At 41.2% G+C, this 16,460-nt stretch carries 15 protein-coding genes; 13 read left to right on the plus strand and 2 right to left on the minus strand.

Going from position 1 to position 16,460, the window contains the following annotated elements; genetic code table 11:
* The first annotated feature begins 11 nt into the window (after positions 1 to 11).
* The 5 genes from miaB to mutL all read left to right on the plus strand — a co-directional run bounded on the left by miaB (position 12) and on the right by mutL (position 7,483).
* A complete protein-coding gene (gene miaB / locus BMZ06_RS05830; RefSeq protein WP_089751026.1) occupies positions 12 to 1,583 on the plus strand; it encodes a tRNA (N6-isopentenyl adenosine(37)-C2)-methylthiotransferase MiaB in 1,572 nt (523 codons plus the stop codon).
* The gene (locus BMZ06_RS05835; RefSeq protein ID WP_089751029.1) at positions 1,584 to 2,006 is read left to right on the plus strand and encodes a YlbF/YmcA family competence regulator; all 423 of its coding nucleotides are present in this window, start codon (positions 1,584 to 1,586) and stop codon (positions 2,004 to 2,006) included.
* Between the two features lie 210 nt (positions 2,007 to 2,216).
* Positions 2,217 to 2,789 (plus strand): outer spore coat protein CotE, encoded by a 573-nt coding sequence (locus BMZ06_RS05840; RefSeq protein WP_089751030.1) that lies wholly within the window; start codon positions 2,217 to 2,219, stop codon positions 2,787 to 2,789.
* A gap of 232 nt (positions 2,790 to 3,021) precedes the next feature.
* Positions 3,022 to 5,601 carry a DNA mismatch repair protein MutS gene (gene mutS / locus BMZ06_RS05845; RefSeq protein ID WP_089751032.1) on the plus strand — a complete coding sequence of 860 codons (2,580 nt, stop codon included), beginning with the start codon at positions 3,022 to 3,024 and terminating at the stop codon, positions 5,599 to 5,601.
* 13 nt (positions 5,602 to 5,614) lie between these two features.
* Positions 5,615 to 7,483: a DNA mismatch repair endonuclease MutL gene (mutL, locus tag BMZ06_RS05850; protein ID WP_089751035.1), complete on the plus strand. Its 1,869-nt coding sequence runs from the start codon at positions 5,615 to 5,617 to the stop codon at positions 7,481 to 7,483.
* A gap of 203 nt (positions 7,484 to 7,686) precedes the next feature.
* On the opposite strand, the gene BMZ06_RS05855 is transcribed toward mutL, so the two are convergent.
* Positions 7,687 to 8,046, minus strand: coding sequence for a helix-turn-helix domain-containing protein (locus BMZ06_RS05855; RefSeq protein ID WP_014643360.1), 360 nt, complete (start codon positions 8,044 to 8,046; stop codon positions 7,687 to 7,689).
* Positions 8,047 to 8,231: 185 nt separating this feature from the next.
* Between BMZ06_RS05855 and miaA the strand changes: the two genes are divergently transcribed.
* From miaA to BMZ06_RS05895, 8 genes are all read left to right on the plus strand, one after another.
* Entirely contained in the window at positions 8,232 to 9,161 is a 930-nt protein-coding gene (miaA, locus tag BMZ06_RS05860) for a tRNA (adenosine(37)-N6)-dimethylallyltransferase MiaA (RefSeq protein WP_089751038.1), read from the plus strand.
* A 45-nt stretch (positions 9,162 to 9,206) separates the two neighbouring features.
* Positions 9,207 to 9,431 carry an RNA chaperone Hfq gene (hfq, locus tag BMZ06_RS05865; protein ID WP_089751040.1) on the plus strand — a complete coding sequence of 75 codons (225 nt, stop codon included), beginning with the start codon at positions 9,207 to 9,209 and terminating at the stop codon, positions 9,429 to 9,431.
* Between the two features lie 131 nt (positions 9,432 to 9,562).
* A complete protein-coding gene (locus BMZ06_RS05870) occupies positions 9,563 to 10,501 on the plus strand; it encodes an AAA family ATPase (RefSeq protein WP_089751043.1) in 939 nt (312 codons plus the stop codon).
* A gap of 79 nt (positions 10,502 to 10,580) precedes the next feature.
* Positions 10,581 to 11,816 (plus strand): GTPase HflX, encoded by a 1,236-nt coding sequence (gene hflX, locus BMZ06_RS05875; RefSeq protein WP_089751045.1) that lies wholly within the window; start codon positions 10,581 to 10,583, stop codon positions 11,814 to 11,816.
* A 21-nt stretch (positions 11,817 to 11,837) separates the two neighbouring features.
* Positions 11,838 to 13,100 (plus strand): methionine gamma-lyase family protein, encoded by a 1,263-nt coding sequence (locus BMZ06_RS05880; RefSeq protein WP_089751047.1) that lies wholly within the window; start codon positions 11,838 to 11,840, stop codon positions 13,098 to 13,100.
* A gap of 124 nt (positions 13,101 to 13,224) precedes the next feature.
* Positions 13,225 to 13,629 carry a MerR family transcriptional regulator gene (locus tag BMZ06_RS05885; protein ID WP_089751049.1) on the plus strand — a complete coding sequence of 135 codons (405 nt, stop codon included), beginning with the start codon at positions 13,225 to 13,227 and terminating at the stop codon, positions 13,627 to 13,629.
* Between the two features lie 25 nt (positions 13,630 to 13,654).
* A complete protein-coding gene (glnA, locus tag BMZ06_RS05890; protein ID WP_089751050.1) occupies positions 13,655 to 14,986 on the plus strand; it encodes a type I glutamate--ammonia ligase in 1,332 nt (443 codons plus the stop codon).
* A gap of 619 nt (positions 14,987 to 15,605) precedes the next feature.
* Entirely contained in the window at positions 15,606 to 16,154 is a 549-nt protein-coding gene (locus BMZ06_RS05895; protein ID WP_089751052.1) for a MerR family transcriptional regulator, read from the plus strand.
* A 106-nt stretch (positions 16,155 to 16,260) separates the two neighbouring features.
* Here BMZ06_RS05895 and BMZ06_RS05900 read toward each other — a convergent pair.
* The coding region (locus BMZ06_RS05900) for a zinc ribbon domain-containing protein (protein ID WP_139205803.1) at positions 16,261 to 16,460 on the minus strand (200 nt) is incomplete at its 5' end.

The raw sequence follows: 16,460 nt of genomic DNA on the forward strand, positions 1-16,460 counted from the left end.
AGGAGATCGCAATGAACGAACAACAGCGAAATGACATGTCACGAATTCGTCAGGTTAATCCGGATGAAGCGGCATCAGATAAAAATAATTTGAACCGTCTGAAAGAAAAATCTAGTGAAGATTTCATGAAATATTTTGAAACTACTTACCAGCCTCCGAATATGAGGGATGCACAGCGCAGGAAGAAGAAGGAAACAGATGTGCATTATGATTTTACAATACCTGAAGATATGGATCAGTCAGGTAAAGGGAAAAAATATATGATCCGTACATACGGGTGTCAAATGAACGAACATGACACAGAGGTTATGGCCGGAATATTTGAAGAAATGGGATATGAGTCCACTTCGGATACGAAAGAGGCGGATATCATCCTTCTTAATACTTGTGCGATAAGAGAGAATGCCGAGAACAAGGTTTTTGGTGAAATTGGTCACTTAAAACCATTAAAAATGGAAAACCCGAATTTAATCATTGGTGTTTGCGGATGCATGTCTCAGGAGGAATCCGTTGTGAATCGCATCCTGAAGAAACATCCATTTATCGATTTGATTTTTGGGACACATAACATTCACCGGCTGCCACAGCTTGTAAAAGAAGCTATGTTTGGAAAAGAAATGGTTATCGATGTATGGTCCAAAGAAGGTGACATCATCGAAAACCTGCCACGTTCCCGTAAAGGCAAGATCAAAGCATGGGTTAATATCATGTACGGTTGTGATAAGTTCTGCACGTACTGCATTGTCCCGTATACACGAGGCAAAGAACGAAGCCGATTGCCAGCTGATATTATTCAGGAAGTAAGGCACCTGGCTGCCCAGGGATATAAAGAAATCACTTTGCTTGGTCAAAACGTGAACGCTTACGGTAAAGACCTTGACTTGGAATATGGCCTTGGTGACTTGATGGATGAGCTTCGCAGCATAGATATCCCGCGCGTCAGGTTTACAACCTCTCATCCTCGTGACTTTGATGACCGGCTCATTGAGGTGCTTGCAAAGGGAGGTAATATGCTCGATCATATTCATCTGCCTGTCCAATCAGGTAATACAGATGTCCTTAAAATCATGGGGCGTAAATATTCAAGAGAAGAATACCTGGAGCTTGTTAAGAGAATCCGAAAAGCTATGCCGGGCGCTACTCTTACTACAGATATTATCGTTGGGTTCCCAAATGAAACTGAAGAGCAGTTCCAGGATACCCTCTCCCTTGTAGAAGAAGTTGGATTTGAAGCGGCTTACACATTTATCTATTCTCCAAGGGAAAACACACCGGCTGCTAAAATGAAGGATAACGTTTCTATGGAAGAGAAAAAAGATCGTCTACAACGCCTGAATAAGCTGGTTAATGAACAGTCAGCGCAAGCGATGAAGCAATATGAAGGTGAGATTGTTCATGTACTTGTAGAAGGTGAGAGTAAGAATAATGAGGAAGTACTGGCTGGATACACGAAGCGGAACAAACTAGTCAATTTCCGTGCTCCAAGATCATCCATCGGGCAGATTGTACCGGTGAAAATAACTAAAGCGAAAACCTGGTCTCTAGATGGAGAAATGGTGGAAGCAAGCGTAGAGGTGAAGTAAATGGCAGAGTACACTAGAAAGCAAGTAGTAGATGAAGCTCACAAACTAGCCAATATGATGGCGAATATAGAAGAAATCGACCGCTTTAAACAGTTGGAAGCAAAGTTGAATGAGAACCAGAAAGTTCAATCTCATATAAAAAAGATTAAAGCGTTACAAAAACAAGCTGTAAACTTTCAAGCTTATGGAAAGTCTGAAGCATTAGAGCGTGTAGAAAAAGAAATTGATCGTCTGCAGGATGAGCTTGATGAAATTCCTGTAGTAGCTGAATTTAAAGAAAGTCAAACCGTCATCAATGATATCCTTCAAATGGTTTCAAGCACCATTTCACGTGAAGTGACAAATGAAGTCATTCGCTCCACAGGTGGAGACCTGCTTAAAGGTGAAACGGGATCAAAAACAAAAGGAAGCAGCTGCGGCTAATTCCCTGATTTGATATCACAAAAAAATATTTTTTTCGCTCAAATACATGTCCGCCATAGGGTTTATCCCTTTGGCGGATTTTTTTTCGTACAGTTTTTTGGGCTCTTGCATAGAATGAATTAAACACGTCCTTAGGTCTTTATCATGTTAGTAACCATTCGCCCAACCCCTGCATAGGATGGGCGGTAGAATAAGGAGGAGTGAAACCCTATGTCTTTTTTTGACCGTGATTACAGGGAGATCATTACAAAAGCTGTAATTGGGAAAGGTAAAAAGTTTACAGAATCCACGCATACGATCAGCCCCTCGCACCGCCCGACAAGTATCCTCGGTTGTTGGGTCATTAACCACATTTACAATGCAAAGAAAAAAGGGGAGCATGTGGAGGTCTCAGGAAGCTACGATGTGAATGTTTGGTATTCGTATAATGATAATACGAAAACCGAAGTAGTCACAGAACGAGTGAACTATTGTGATCTTGTAAAACTCTCTATTAAAGATGACAACTGTATTCATGATGACGTGGAGGTAATAGCTAAAGTTGTTCAGCAGCCTAATTGTCTAGAAGCGAATATAACTGCCAATGGTCAAAAGATCGTTGTAGAAGTGGAAAGAGAATTTACCGTGGATGTCATCGGGGAAACCAAACTTTGCGTAAAAGTCGATCCGCATGGCTGTGATAAGGATGAAGATTATGAATATGAGCTATCATCTGATGATTTTTCAACTATTGAAACTGATTTTCTTCCTTCTTCCAGCAGTGACGACGATAAGCATGATTAAATACCGATTCCTTGCTGACTTCAGCGAGGATTTTCTTTTTTAATAAAGTTAAAGCATAAGATGTATTTTTGATCTTTTAGGAAATTTCTAAAAGTCGGCGATAAGGATTCTTTAAAAGGTTGAGGGTAACATTTTCCTTTCTTCAGTTGAGTATGCTTTCGTTCAAGAGAGTTAAGGTTGTGTGCTATAATTGGATCAGTATGAACACAGAACGTTTTGGAGGATTGACTTTATGGCACAATATACACCTATGATGCAGCAATATTTAAAGATTAAAGCAGAAAATAAAGATGCTTTTCTTTTCTTTCGTCTTGGAGATTTTTATGAAATGTTTTTCAACGATGCGCTCCGTGCTTCTAAAGAGCTCGAAATTACATTAACAAGCCGTGACGGTGGAGCTGAAGATCGGATACCCATGTGCGGGGTACCTTATCATTCAGCTGAAAATTACATAAAGCAACTAGTTGAAAAAGGATTTAAAGTAGCGATCTGCGAACAAGTTGAAGATCCAAAAGCTGCCAAGGGAGTAGTGAGGCGTGAAGTAGTTCAGCTGATTACTCCCGGGACAGTCATGGAAGGCAGTATGCTTGAGGAAAAAGAAAACAACTATCTTGCTTCCCTCAGTGAGTTTAATGATGGTACGTACACGGTGAGCTACAACGACCTCACCACAGGAGAAAACAATGTGGCATTAATTACTGGAGGGTTTGATGCAGCAATCAGTGAATTGTACAGCCGTCCTGTTAAAGAAATTGTTGTAGCAAGTGACTTTAATCACGAACAGCAGGAAATCCTTGAAGATAGACTCGGCTACACCATTTCTCATCAGGATGAAACATCCATCCAAGAAGAATTTCAAGAGTTAGTAAAAGAGGTACGCCAGGAGAAGCTTCTTATCGGCTTTGGCCGTCTGCTACAATATATTCAATTGACGCAAAAACGCTCCCTTGATCATTTGCAGCCTGTTCGAGTGGTGGAATTAAACCAGTACATGACCCTTGATATGTATTCAAAAAGAAATCTGGAATTAGTCGAAACTCTCCGCAAGCAAGGAAAGTCTGGCAGCTTATTGTCGGTTGTAGATAAGACAATTACGGCTATGGGAGCAAGGATGTTAAAAAAATGGATGGAACGTCCCCTTCTTACAAAGGAAGCAATAGAAGCTCGGCATGATCAGGTAGAAGGCTTATTGAATCAGTTTTTCGAGAGGGAGACTCTTAGAGAGCAATTAACTTCTGTCTACGACCTTGAACGGCTTGCCGGTCGTGTAGCTTACGGCAATGTGAATGCTAGAGATCTAATTCAAGTGCGAAATTCGTTACGAAAAATACCTGAAATTCTGGAAACACTGGGGTCCTTCAATCACCCTTCTATGAAGCGCCTTTACGAAAAAATAGATCCGCTCCATGAGCTCAAAGAATTATTAGAAGGCAGTATAGCAGAGGATCCGCCGATCACTATTAAAGAAGGTGGATTGATTCAAGACGGTTTCCACCAGCAGCTGGATGAATACCGGGATGCTTCAAGAAATGGGAAGCAATGGATCGCTCAACTGGAGAAGAAAGAAAGAGAAGCCACTGGAATCAGGTCTCTTAAAATCGGATACAATCGTGTGTTCGGATACTATATTGAAGTAACGAAGGCGAATTTGCGTCACCTGCCTGACGGAATGTACGAACGGAAGCAGACATTGACGAATGCCGAACGATTTATAACACCTGAGTTAAAAGAAAAAGAAACCATGATCCTCGAAGCCCAGGAGAAAAGTGTAGATTTAGAATATGAACTTTTTCTTGAAGTAAGGGAAAAGGTAAAAACGTATGTTCAGGAGCTTCAGCGACTAGCGGAACAAATTAGCCGTATTGATGTACTTCAGGGATTTGCTCAAATTGCTGAGTCAAATGGATATGTGCGACCTGTATATGGAGAAGCCAGATTAGTGGACATCAAGCAGGGGCGTCACCCTGTGGTAGAGAATGTACTTAAAGATGAAACCTTCGTTCCTAATGATATTTACATGAATGAAGAAACGGACGTGCTTCTTATTACGGGGCCGAATATGTCTGGTAAAAGTACGTACATGAGGCAGCTTGCGTTGATCGCAATTCTTGGCCAAATGGGTAGTTTTATACCTTGTGAATCTGCTACTCTTCCAATATTTGATCAAATCTTTACAAGAATAGGAGCAGCGGATGATCTTGTTTCCGGTCAAAGTACTTTTATGGTTGAAATGCTTGAAGCCAACCATGCTCTTAGTAATGCGACAGAACACAGTATGATCCTGCTTGATGAAATAGGCCGTGGTACAAGCACTTACGACGGTATGGCACTTGCTCAATCGATCGTGGAGCATATTCACGAGCATATTCGTGCAAAAACATTGTTTTCCACACATTATCATGAGTTAACTTCACTGGAAAACCAGCTTGAGCGATTGAAAAACGTGCACGTACGTGCGGAAGAATACGAAGGGAATGTGGTGTTTCTTCATCAGATTAAAGATGGACCTGCAGATGAAAGTTACGGTATTCACGTAGCGAAGCTTGCTGATCTACCTTCCTCTTTAATTAATCGCGCCACCGCTCTTCTTACCCAATTTGAGAGTTCCAATTCGTCTGCTGAAGAGATGAGCGCTTCCTTAGAAGAAGAGCAGCTCACTATGTTTGTAGAAGAGCGAAAGCCAAGCGAGAAAAAAGGGACGAAATCAAAGTCCAATGTAGAATCCTATCTTAAAGGATTGGATTTAATGGAAATGACACCGATGGATGCTATGAATGAGCTATATCAATTGCAAAAACGGATCAAATCGTAAAGGAGGAACAGAGATGGCGCATGTTCAACTTATGCCTGACCATTTATCCAATAAAATAGCTGCTGGGGAAGTTGTGGAGCGGCCAGCCTCTGTTGTCAAAGAGCTCGTGGAAAACAGTATTGATGCAGGAGCTTCATGGGTTACTATTGAACTAATGGAAGCTGGTTTACAAAAGATACGCATTACAGACAATGGGGCAGGAATGGAAGAGGAAGATTGTGAAAGAGCTTTTTACCGTCATGCGACGAGTAAAATCAGTAGTGAAAATGATCTTTTCCACGTACGGACATTGGGCTTCCGTGGGGAAGCCCTGGCCAGTATTGCAGCTGTAAGCCGCCTTAGGGTTCAAACATCTACAGGAGACCAAGCGGGGACGAAACTCGACTTGGAAGGCGGAAAATTAATGAACAAAAGCAAAAGTGATGCCAGGCAGGGAACGGACATCATCGTCGAAGAACTGTTCTTTAATACTCCGGCCCGTTTAAAATATATGAAGACGATCCACACAGAGCTTGGCCATATTACGGATGTGCTAAACCGTATGGCACTAGCTCATCCAGAAATAAAATTCAAATGCACGCATAATGAAAAAGAAATTTTCCAGACCAACGGCCGTGGTGACCTCCTGCAGGTTATCGCAAAAATATATGGTGTAAATGTAGCAAGGAAAATGATTCCTATTCAGGCTGAGACGCTGGACTTTAAAGTAACGGGATATATTGCAAAACCTGAAGTGTACCGTGCTTCCCGTAGTTATATGTCGACCATTATTAACGGACGTTTCATTCGCAGCGTTCCATTGAACAAAGCAATCATGCAGGGTTACCATACATTACTCCCGATTGGGAAGAGTCCAATCGTAGTGCTAAATATTGAAATGGATCCAATACTTGTAGATGTGAATGTGCACCCAGCTAAATTGGAAGTGCGATTCAGTAAGGAAAAGGAATTGTTTGAAGCCTTACATGGATCCATTACGAAAGCTTTCCGTGAGCAAAGACTGATTCCTGAGGTTCAGCATGCTAATCCTAAACCGGAAAAGAAAGATAAATCCACTCAAGGGTCTTTTGATCTTTATACGGAGCAGAAAAGTACAGCTCAAGATGCTGGAATACGTTCAATGGATTCAATTATAGATGAGGTCCCAAATCATAAGAATGCTGAGGAGGACGCTTCCCTTTCCGGCCGGCAGGATACCTTAGTGAAAGAAGAGGCGCCTGTATTTGAAGCTGAGGAAAGTCCTGTCAATGAAAAACAGGATCGCGAGGACATTTCATTAAAAGAAGAGAAGACGGCGAGCCGTGTACCGGCAATGCATCCTGTTGGCCAGGTGCACGGCACGTATATCATTGCTCAAAATGAAAATGGGATGTACATCGTGGATCAGCACGCCGCCCAAGAGAGAATTAAATATGAATTTTTCAGAGATAAATTAGCAGAAGTAGATCATGAGGTTCAAGAATTACTAGTGCCTCTCACTTTTGATTTTAGTAAACAGGAATCATTAAAAATTGAAGAATATAAAGAAGAACTTGAAAGAGTCGGTCTATTTTTTGAGACATTCGGAGAGCACAGCTATATTATCCGCAGTCATCCTCAGTGGTTTCCGAAAGGGTTCGAAGAGGAAGTTATTCATGAAATAATTGATCAGTTAATGAATGAAGATCGCATTAATGTTCTTAAATTAAGGGAAGAGGCAGCTATTCTTATGTCCTGCAAACGATCCATTAAAGCGAATCATTATTTAGATCACGCAGGAATGTCACGCCTATTAGAGGATTTAAGAACGTCGACCGATCCATTTACATGTCCACACGGACGTCCGATTATCGTTCACTTTTCAGAGTATGAAATGGAGAAAATGTTTAAAAGGGTTATGTGAGGTACTTCTAAAAGGCCAACACCTAAACAAAGGGTGTTGGCCTTTTTTATTGGCTTTTTATAGTTTACTGTTGATTCTTCATAAGAGGTTTATTAAGGAATAGGACCGATATAGGTTACATAATAAAAAGCCAGCATTAATTGACATAATATCTTTATAGTCAATTAATGTTGGCTTTTTTTCTGGTCTATAGGGGAGGGGGCTTACGATATATTTTTTTGCTGTAATAAGAATCGGAAGTAATTATCGATTTGTTTTATGTCATCGGGTTGAATGCCGAACCAGGCTTTTTTATCAAAGAAAACCGGTTTGTCATACCCTTTAGTTTCAAGAAGCTGTTTGATCTCTCTAATTTCATCTTCTTTTTCATCGCTCATACCCAGTAAGTAATCGGCAGTGGTTTGGAGCGCGTGAGCAATTTTAGTTAAATCACTCAAATCAGGGGAAGTGTAATTCCTTTCCCAGTTTGACACGACCTGCGGAGAGACACCGACCTTTTCAGCCAAGTTCGATTGGGTTAACCTTCGATTTTTTCTTAATGAACGAATCCTTTCATGAACCACTGTGGACGCCTCCTTTTTTATACTATAACACAAACTAACGAATCTCGATAGTATAACTAACGAATATTTTGATTTATACTAACGGATTTCGTTAGTGGTGGTAACGGAATCCGTTAGTATATGCTCTGAGGTATGATTCCTATGCGTTTCATGTATAATGGGTAACAGTGATGGAGGTGTGAAAAATGAAGCCATTAGTCATTTCTGTAGTTGGTCCTACGGCTGTTGGAAAATCAAAACTTGGGGTGGAAATTGCGAAACGTTTCGGAGGCGAAGTCATCAGTGGAGATTCAATGCAGATTTATAAATCGATGGATATTGGAACGGCAAAGGTTACGGAACAAGAAATGCAAGGTATTTCTCATCACTTGGTTGATATAAAAGAACCTGACGAGAGTTTTTCTGTAGCTGAATTTCAGGATAAAGTTCAAAACCTAATACGCTTGATCAGTTCTCAGGGGAATTTGCCAGTGATAGTTGGTGGGACAGGATTATACATACAGGCTACGCTTTATAATTTTAATTTTTCTGAGGAAAAAAGGGATGAGCAGGTTATCAAGCGCCTGGAAAAGGAAGCTTCTGAGTATGGTATAGAAGCTCTGTACCGACGTTTGCGATCGGTCGATCCTGAGCAGGCGGAAAAAGTCCATCCAAACAATGCGCGGCGTGTATTAAGAGCGCTGGAAGTTTATGAAACCACAGGCAAAGTGATGAGCGATTATCAGAAAGAACAGAGCAACGAATCACCTTTCCACCCTGTAATTATAGGTCTTGAGATGGAAAGAGAAGAGTTGTATAACCGAATTAACCGCAGGGTCGATCAAATGGTGGAAGAAGGTTTAATAGCTGAGGTGAGAGGATTATACAATAAAGGTTATGAACATACCCAGGCGATGAAGGCAATTGGCTACAAAGAGTTTATTCCATACTTTAATGGAGAATACAGTTTGGATCGTGCTATAGAGCTGCTCAAAAGAAATTCCAGACGCTATGCTAAAAGGCAGTATACTTATTTTCGTAATAAAATGAATGTCCAATGGTATCCGATTTCAGAGCAGGGGTATGAGGAGAAATTTGAAACAATTTTAAATGATTTAGCAGGAATGATGAAGTGAGAAATAGAATGGTACTAATACAGATAGAATAGAGGAGGAAAATCCATGGCTCAATCCGTAAATATCCAAGATAACTACTTAAACCAACTGAGAAAAGATCGTATGCAAGTGACTGTCTTTCTGCTTAACGGCTTCCAGCTTCGCGGGACTGTTAAGGCATTTGATAATTTTACTGTCCTTCTCGAGACCGATGGGAAGCAGCAATTAATTTTCAAACATGCAATTTCGACTTTTGCTCCGATGAAAAACGTTTCATTGGAGAAGGAATAGAATTTTAAAGGAACGGACGCTGTATAAGCGTCCGTTTTTGTTTTGGTAGTTTTCTGGTCACCGTTATATAGGCTGCTGTCACAGGTTTGGTTTCAAATGCGTATGATGAATGGAAACGAGGAGGGATCCATGTGCACTCGCAAGCAAAAACAGCTAAGCCAGGAACAATTAACATTGTTCTTAATGATACGAAGTCTAAAGCTGTGCCCATCCAGCACGTTCGCCCTAAAGAGCAGCCTTTAACACCTTTTCGTAGAATTGATGATTTCTTTTCATCGATCGTGGGTCTTGGCGATTTGAAAACTCGTATTAAGGAAATTTATGCTCAGGTATTAATTGCTCATAAAAGGAAAGAACTAGGGTTAAAATCTGAGCAACAGGTACTCCATATGGTTTATAAAGGAAACCCTGGTACAGGGAAAACAACGATTGCCAGAATGGTAGCCCAGCTTTTTTATGAGATTGAAGTGCTTGAAAAGGGGCATTTTATAGAAGTGGACCGCAGTGATCTTGTTGGAGAATATATAGGCCATACAGCGAAAAAAACAAAAGACTTAATCCATAAAGCACTTGGCGGTGTGCTCTTTATTGATGAAGCTTATTCTCTAGCAAGAGGCGGGGAAAAAGACTTCGGGAAGGAAGCTATTGATACGATCGTGAAATGCATGGAGGATCATCATAATCAATTCATTATCATTCTAGCGGGATATCCGGATGAAATGGATGATTTTTTACAAATTAATCCCGGCTTAGCATCTCGTTTTCCAATCCAGTTATCTTTCTCAAATTATTCCGCCCCCGAATTAGCAGCTATTGCTAACGGCATGCTCCGTGATCGCGATTATCGTCTGACAGCTGATGCAGAAAGGAAATTATATCAGCATTTATCCTATGTTTGTTCCCGTAAAGCCGGAAATTTTTCAAACGCTCGATATGTACGCAATGTAATAGAAGAAGCCATACGTAAACACGCCTGGCGGGTAATTAGCAGCCCAAATCAAAAGAAAGCAGCATTAATGACTTTAGAAGCGGAAGATTTTACGGTAACGAACTCGTTTCCGTCCCCATAATGGTACCGTTATCTATCTACGGTACTTTTTGGTATGATGGAAATGAATCATTCAGGTATATAGAAAAGAAGGTGGAAATATGCAAGGTAAAGAGCGAGTAATCCTAGTTGCTAGAAAAGATCCTAATGAGGAAGAAAAGCGGTTTAACTCTTCGCTTGAAGAACTCCAATCGTTAACGGAAACTGCGGATGGAGATGTATGCAAAGTTATCACACAAAAAAGGGACCGGGTGCACCCGGCTACATATTTAGGTGAGGGAAAGTTAGAAGAGATAAAAGCTGCAGCTTTGGAAACAGAAGCTGAGCTAATTATCTTTAATGACGAGCTCACCCCCGGCCAGCTTAGGAATATTTCAGATAAAGTTGAACGACGTGTGCTGGACAGAAGTCAGCTTATTTTAGATATATTCGCCAGCCGTGCCCGCACTAAGGAAGGTAAACTTCAAGTAGAATTAGCCCAGTTGCAGTACTTATTGCCTCGTCTGGCAGGACAGGGGGCAGAGCTTTCCCGATTGGGCGGAGGAATTGGAACACGTGGTCCAGGAGAGACAAAACTCGAAACCGATCGCCGGCACATAAGACGCAGAATCGATGATATTAAGAAGCGTTTGAACTCTGTAGTCAAGCAGAGGGAACAGTATCGCCAGCGCCGTAAAGAAAACCGGGCTTTTCAAATTGCAATTGTAGGTTATACCAACGCAGGAAAATCTACATTTTTTAATCGTGTGACGGAAAGTGATTCCTATGAAGAAAATCTGTTGTTTGCGACTCTTGACCCTCTGACGAGACAGATGAGTCTTCCATCAGGATTTCAAGCCCTTATTTCCGATACTGTAGGTTTTATACAAGACCTGCCAACGACACTGATTGCTGCTTTCCGCTCCACGCTGGAAGAAGTGACAGAAGCTGATTTCATTTTGCATATGGTGGATGCTTCGCACCCTGACCACCTGCAGCAAGAAAAAACAGTGCTGCGGCTGCTTGATGAATTAGGAGCGGGTCAGTTGCCAATGCTTACGGTTTATAACAAAAAGGATTTACTTCGAGAGGATTTTATCCCCGAAACTTACCCATCTTTAACGGTTAGTGTGCATGACCGGATTGATCTGAAGCGGATTTTAGATAAGATTGAAGTTGTGTTAAAAGAAGAGTGGCATGAATACGATGTATTTATTCCTGCATCGGAAGGTAAACGCCTTCAGCAATTTAAAAAATTCAGCATGATTATTAGCATGGATTTCTACGAGGATAAAGAGGGATATGCTCTTCATGGGTTCATCCATCCGGACCATCCGCTGAAACATCAGATACTATAAAAAAGTTAGGAAGACACCATCATGAATATCGAAACTATTAAAATGCAAAGTGAACAAGAAATAACATCCGAGCACAAACGAATCGATGAAATTGTTGAATTTAATCAGGCGAAAGTACTCCGTGCTTTTCAGAAATTAAGGGTGAGTGATTCTCATTTCAACCCGACTACAGGCTATGGCTACGATGATTTTGGGAGAGATACACTTGAATCTCTTTATGCAGAAATTTTCAGTGCGGAGGACGCCCTTGTCCGTCCGCAATTGATTTCAGGAACCCATGCGATTACAACGGCTTTATTCGGAGTTCTACGGCCTGGGGATGAGCTTTTATATATTACTGGTGAGCCCTATGACACTCTTAGGGACGTTATTGGGACAGGCCGAAAAAAGGATATGGGCTCGCTGAGAGATTTCGGGGTTTCCTATCAGTCCATTGCTTTAACAGAGGAGGGAGATTTTCAGGTTGAGGAAATCCTTTCGTCGATCTCTTCCTCCACGAAGGTAGTAGGAATTCAACGTTCGAAAGGATATGAAGAGCGGCCGTCATTCACTATTAAACAAATAGCTTCTATCATCGAACGAATCCGGGAAGTAAAAGAGGACGTTATTATATTTGTCGATAACTGCTACGGAGAGTTCGTTGAAATGAAGGAGCCGCTTGAAGCAGGAGCTGATTTAATCGCCGGGTCATTAATCAAAAACCCCGGAGGCGGGATCGCTAGAATGGGCGGTTACATAGCCGGCAAGGAAGAACTCATTGAACTGTGCAGCTACCGTTTAACGGCTCCCGGGCTAGGTAAAGAGACCGGTGCAAGCCTAAATAGTCTTCAAGAAATGTATCAGGGCATTTTCCTGGCGCCTCATGTAGTAGGAGAAGCGCTAAAGGGAGCGGTGTTTACAGCTCACTTTCTTAACATGCTAGGTTTTGACACGAACCCTGCCTATAATGCTGAGCGTACAGATTTAATTCAGTCTGTGAATTTTGATTCTGCTGAGCAAATGATTCGATTCTGTCAGTCCATTCAACATGCTTCTCCGGTTAATTCGCATGTAAGCCCGCAGCCAAGCCCAATGCCAGGATATGATGATCATGTAATCATGGCTGCAGGAACCTTTATCCAGGGAGCTAGCCTTGAACTGACAGCTGACGGCCCTATAAGGCCTCCTTACACGGCTTTTGTACAAGGCGGGTTAACCTATTCGCACGTAAAGATAGCTGTAACGGGAGCAATTGAACGCCTGTTAGAAGAAGGATATGTGAAGATAAGTTTACCCAATCAATAAGATATTTTCTTACTTTTCTCACTTTTTCAACATATTTGTGTGAACATTCCTCACATATGTTGACATATCCTCTGCTTATCGTATAATTAAAGCAGTATCATTCTTATGGGGAGGTGGCACATCGATGAGTGATGAAATTCGTCGTTCTATGCCGTTATTCCCGATGGGGATTGTTCAATCACTGACAGACCTTTCTGCCCGGCAGATCCGCTATTATGAACAGCATCAGCTAGTACAACCTGCCCGTTCAGAAGGGAACCGCCGACTGTTTTCATTTAATGATGTAGATCGACTTCTGGAAATTAAAGATCTCATTGAACAAGGCGTTAATATGGCAGGGATTAAGCAGGTTCTTAAGCTGACAGATCAGCCGGAGAATGAGGTATATGATGAGAAACGAGTTGAGGAAGTTCATAGTGAACTAACTGAAAAAGAACTCCGTCGTATGCTGCAGCAAGAACTTTTCACCGCGGGAAGGCAAGGCAAGCTAGGAATTAGGCAGGGGGAATTGTCTAGATTCTTCCACTAAATTGTGTTGAGAGGAGACTGGAATTATGGGTTTAACCAAAGAAGAAATTTACAAGAAACTTGATGAGGAAAATGTTCGTTTTATTCGATTGCAGTTCACGGATATGCTGGGAACGATCAAAAACGTCGAAATCCCGCTTAGTCAACTGGATAAGGCTTTAGAGGGTATGATGATGTTTGATGGTTCATCTATCGAAGGCTTCGTGCGCATCGAGGAATCTGACATGTACTTAGTACCAGATTTAGATACATTCGTGGTCTTCCCTTGGACATCTGAAAAAGGGAAAGTAGCCCGCTTCATTTGTGATATTTACAATCCAGACAAGACTCCTTTTGAAGGGTGCCCACGTTATAATTTAAAACGTAACATCAAAAAAATGGAAAAACTTGGTTTTTCTGCGTTTAACATAGGTACTGAGCCTGAATTCTTTTTATTTAAACTTGATGAAAAAGGCGAACCAACCATGGAACTAAACGATAAAGGCGGTTATTTCGATCTCGCTCCAACTGATTTAGGTGAAAATTGCCGACGGGATATTGTTCTTGAACTTGAAGAAATCGGATTTGAAATAGAAGCTTCTCACCACGAGGTAGCTCCTGGCCAGCACGAGATTGATTTCAAATACTCTGATGCTGTGAAACACTGTGATGATATCCAGACGTTTAAACTAGTTGTAAAAACGATCGCACGTCAACACGGTCTTCACGCGACTTTCATGCCAAAACCTTTATTTGGCGTAAACGGTTCCGGCATGCATGCGAATATGTCTTTGTTTAATGAAGACGGAAATGCTTTTTACGATGAAAATGGTGATAAAGAATTATCCGAAGTTGCTTACCAGTTTACTGCAGGGATTATTAAACATGCGACAAACTTTACGGCAATTACTAATCCTACAGTAAACTCCTACAAGCGGCTTGTACCTGGTTATGAAGCACCTTGCTACGTTGCCTGGTCTGGACAGAACCGCAGTCCGCTCGTACGTGTTCCTACCTCCCGTGGGTTAAGCACTCGTATAGAGGTAAGAAGCGTAGACCCTGCTGCCAACCCTTATATGGCAATGGCTGTACTATTGGCTGCAGGTCTTGACGGTGTTGAAAATAAATTAAAAGCCCCAACTCCAGTTGACCGCAACATCTATGTGATGAACAAAAAGGAACGTGAAGCACACGGCATTAAAGATCTACCAGCCACTCTCTTCAACGCTCTTGAAGAACTGCAGGAAGATCCAATCATGGTCGAAGCTCTAGGAGAGCACCTGTTTGAACACTTTATTGAAGCGAAAGAAATCGAATGGGATATGTTCCGTACACAAGTACACCCTTGGGAGCGCGAACAATACTTACAAACATATTAATCCTGATCAAGCCTTGGCGCTCAAAGCGCCGGGGCTTTTTCTTATATTACGGGACTAGATCACACCAAATTCATTGATTATGATACCCTTCCGTTTATACTAAAGTCATCAATTTTTCCCTATAAACATGACCCCCACGACAGACCAGATGTATTTATCAAACTAGTGAAACGACTATACTCAAGCTATCGCGAGATCAAATTATATTTTTGAAAGCAATAAAGACAACTATATAATGTTTACAATTAAAACCTTGCCTTTGTGGAAGATAAAACAAATATATGAAAAACGATTATCGCCACACCCATTAGCCCTCCCGTAATTTTATAAGGAGTTCTTGCTGAATTTGAAATTGATTTTAATTTTCAGGGCAATCGACAAAGCCCCGGAAGTTTTTGACCTGAAATTAGTTAGCCTATACTTACTAAAAATCCTCTTCGAAAATTAGATCATTTAAGGATGGCGTCTACTAAAAACGACATTGAGCAGCAAGTTAAGTTTGGTGTTTAATTTTAGTGAAAAAGCACAGAAACCTCATATATTACCCACTTTTAAGTGTATCGCAACACATGTTGTGTTATGATTTATATACAACAATTGATTTGTTAGGGGATGTAGAATGGAACAATATACTGTCGACCAAGCATTGGAAAAATTAAAGCAATATAAAATTACGACACATAAGGAGAGCCTTCGACGATGGCTGCGGAACGGCACCATTAAAGGGGTAGAACCAGCAACTCGAAAGGATGGCTGGCGAATAAATAAAGATGATCTATGGTCGTTCATCGAGGAACGTACGTTGATTGAGGAAACACAAAAACCTAACGCAACAAATGTTGTAAAAGAGGGTGATGCCCGGGAATTTTATAGAGCGGAAATGTGGTGGGAAATTGCACGTAAAAATATGTTCGAAGGATCCGTTGAAGTAAAAAAAACAGATGTACGCTCATGTATTAAACAAAAAAACTATTCTGAAAAATTTGAAACTTATATATGGAATAGGATTACAGAACATACCTGGCAAGCTACGCCTCGCATATTTTATTTGCATGATGCTTTTCTTTTTAGCAGCCAACGTATAAAGATGGACACTAATTATAAGGAACGCAAAGAGCAGATATTGTTCGCTTTAATTGAATACTTAAGAAATAACGGTATTAAGTAGATAGAGTTAATATAATAGTATAATTGAACTACCCCCACTTACTCGCTGACGCTCCTTGAAGTTGGGGGATTCCTAAGAGCACGAACCTAACGGTTCGTTCAAATGATTAGGCTAGCCCCGTCGCACCGACGGTTGGAAGGACTCTTTTAATTTCCTTCAATATATTGAAACTCGCATTTAGATCGCGGTCGTGGCGGGAGCCGCAATTCGGGCAGTTCCACGTTCGAACAGCGAGATTCTTTACCTCATTGTTTTGGTATCCGCACTTGGAACACAGCTGAGAACTCGCAAAAACTTTTGATACGG

This window comes from Halobacillus alkaliphilus, from assembly GCF_900113125.1.
In the GTDB taxonomy this organism is placed as follows: Bacteria; Bacillota; Bacilli; order Bacillales; family Halobacillaceae; genus Halobacillus; species Halobacillus alkaliphilus.

Coding starts and splice junctions, on each gene's coding strand:
- miaB (WP_089751026.1), top strand. CDS start 12: ATGAACGAACAACAGCGAAATGACATGTCACGAATTCGTCAGGTTAAT.
- miaA (WP_089751038.1), top strand. CDS start 8,232: ATGAAGCCATTAGTCATTTCTGTAGTTGGTCCTACGGCTGTTGGAAAA.
- BMZ06_RS05895 (WP_089751052.1), top strand. CDS start 15,606: ATGGAACAATATACTGTCGACCAAGCATTGGAAAAATTAAAGCAATAT.
- BMZ06_RS05885 (WP_089751049.1), top strand. CDS start 13,225: ATGAGTGATGAAATTCGTCGTTCTATGCCGTTATTCCCGATGGGGATT.
- mutL (WP_089751035.1), top strand. CDS start 5,615: ATGGCGCATGTTCAACTTATGCCTGACCATTTATCCAATAAAATAGCT.
- glnA (WP_089751050.1), top strand. CDS start 13,655: ATGGGTTTAACCAAAGAAGAAATTTACAAGAAACTTGATGAGGAAAAT.
- mutS (WP_089751032.1), top strand. CDS start 3,022: ATGGCACAATATACACCTATGATGCAGCAATATTTAAAGATTAAAGCA.
- BMZ06_RS05880 (WP_089751047.1), top strand. CDS start 11,838: ATGAATATCGAAACTATTAAAATGCAAAGTGAACAAGAAATAACATCC.
- hfq (WP_089751040.1), top strand. CDS start 9,207: ATGGCTCAATCCGTAAATATCCAAGATAACTACTTAAACCAACTGAGA.
- BMZ06_RS05835 (WP_089751029.1), top strand. CDS start 1,584: ATGGCAGAGTACACTAGAAAGCAAGTAGTAGATGAAGCTCACAAACTA.
- BMZ06_RS05840 (WP_089751030.1), top strand. CDS start 2,217: ATGTCTTTTTTTGACCGTGATTACAGGGAGATCATTACAAAAGCTGTA.
- hflX (WP_089751045.1), top strand. CDS start 10,581: ATGCAAGGTAAAGAGCGAGTAATCCTAGTTGCTAGAAAAGATCCTAAT.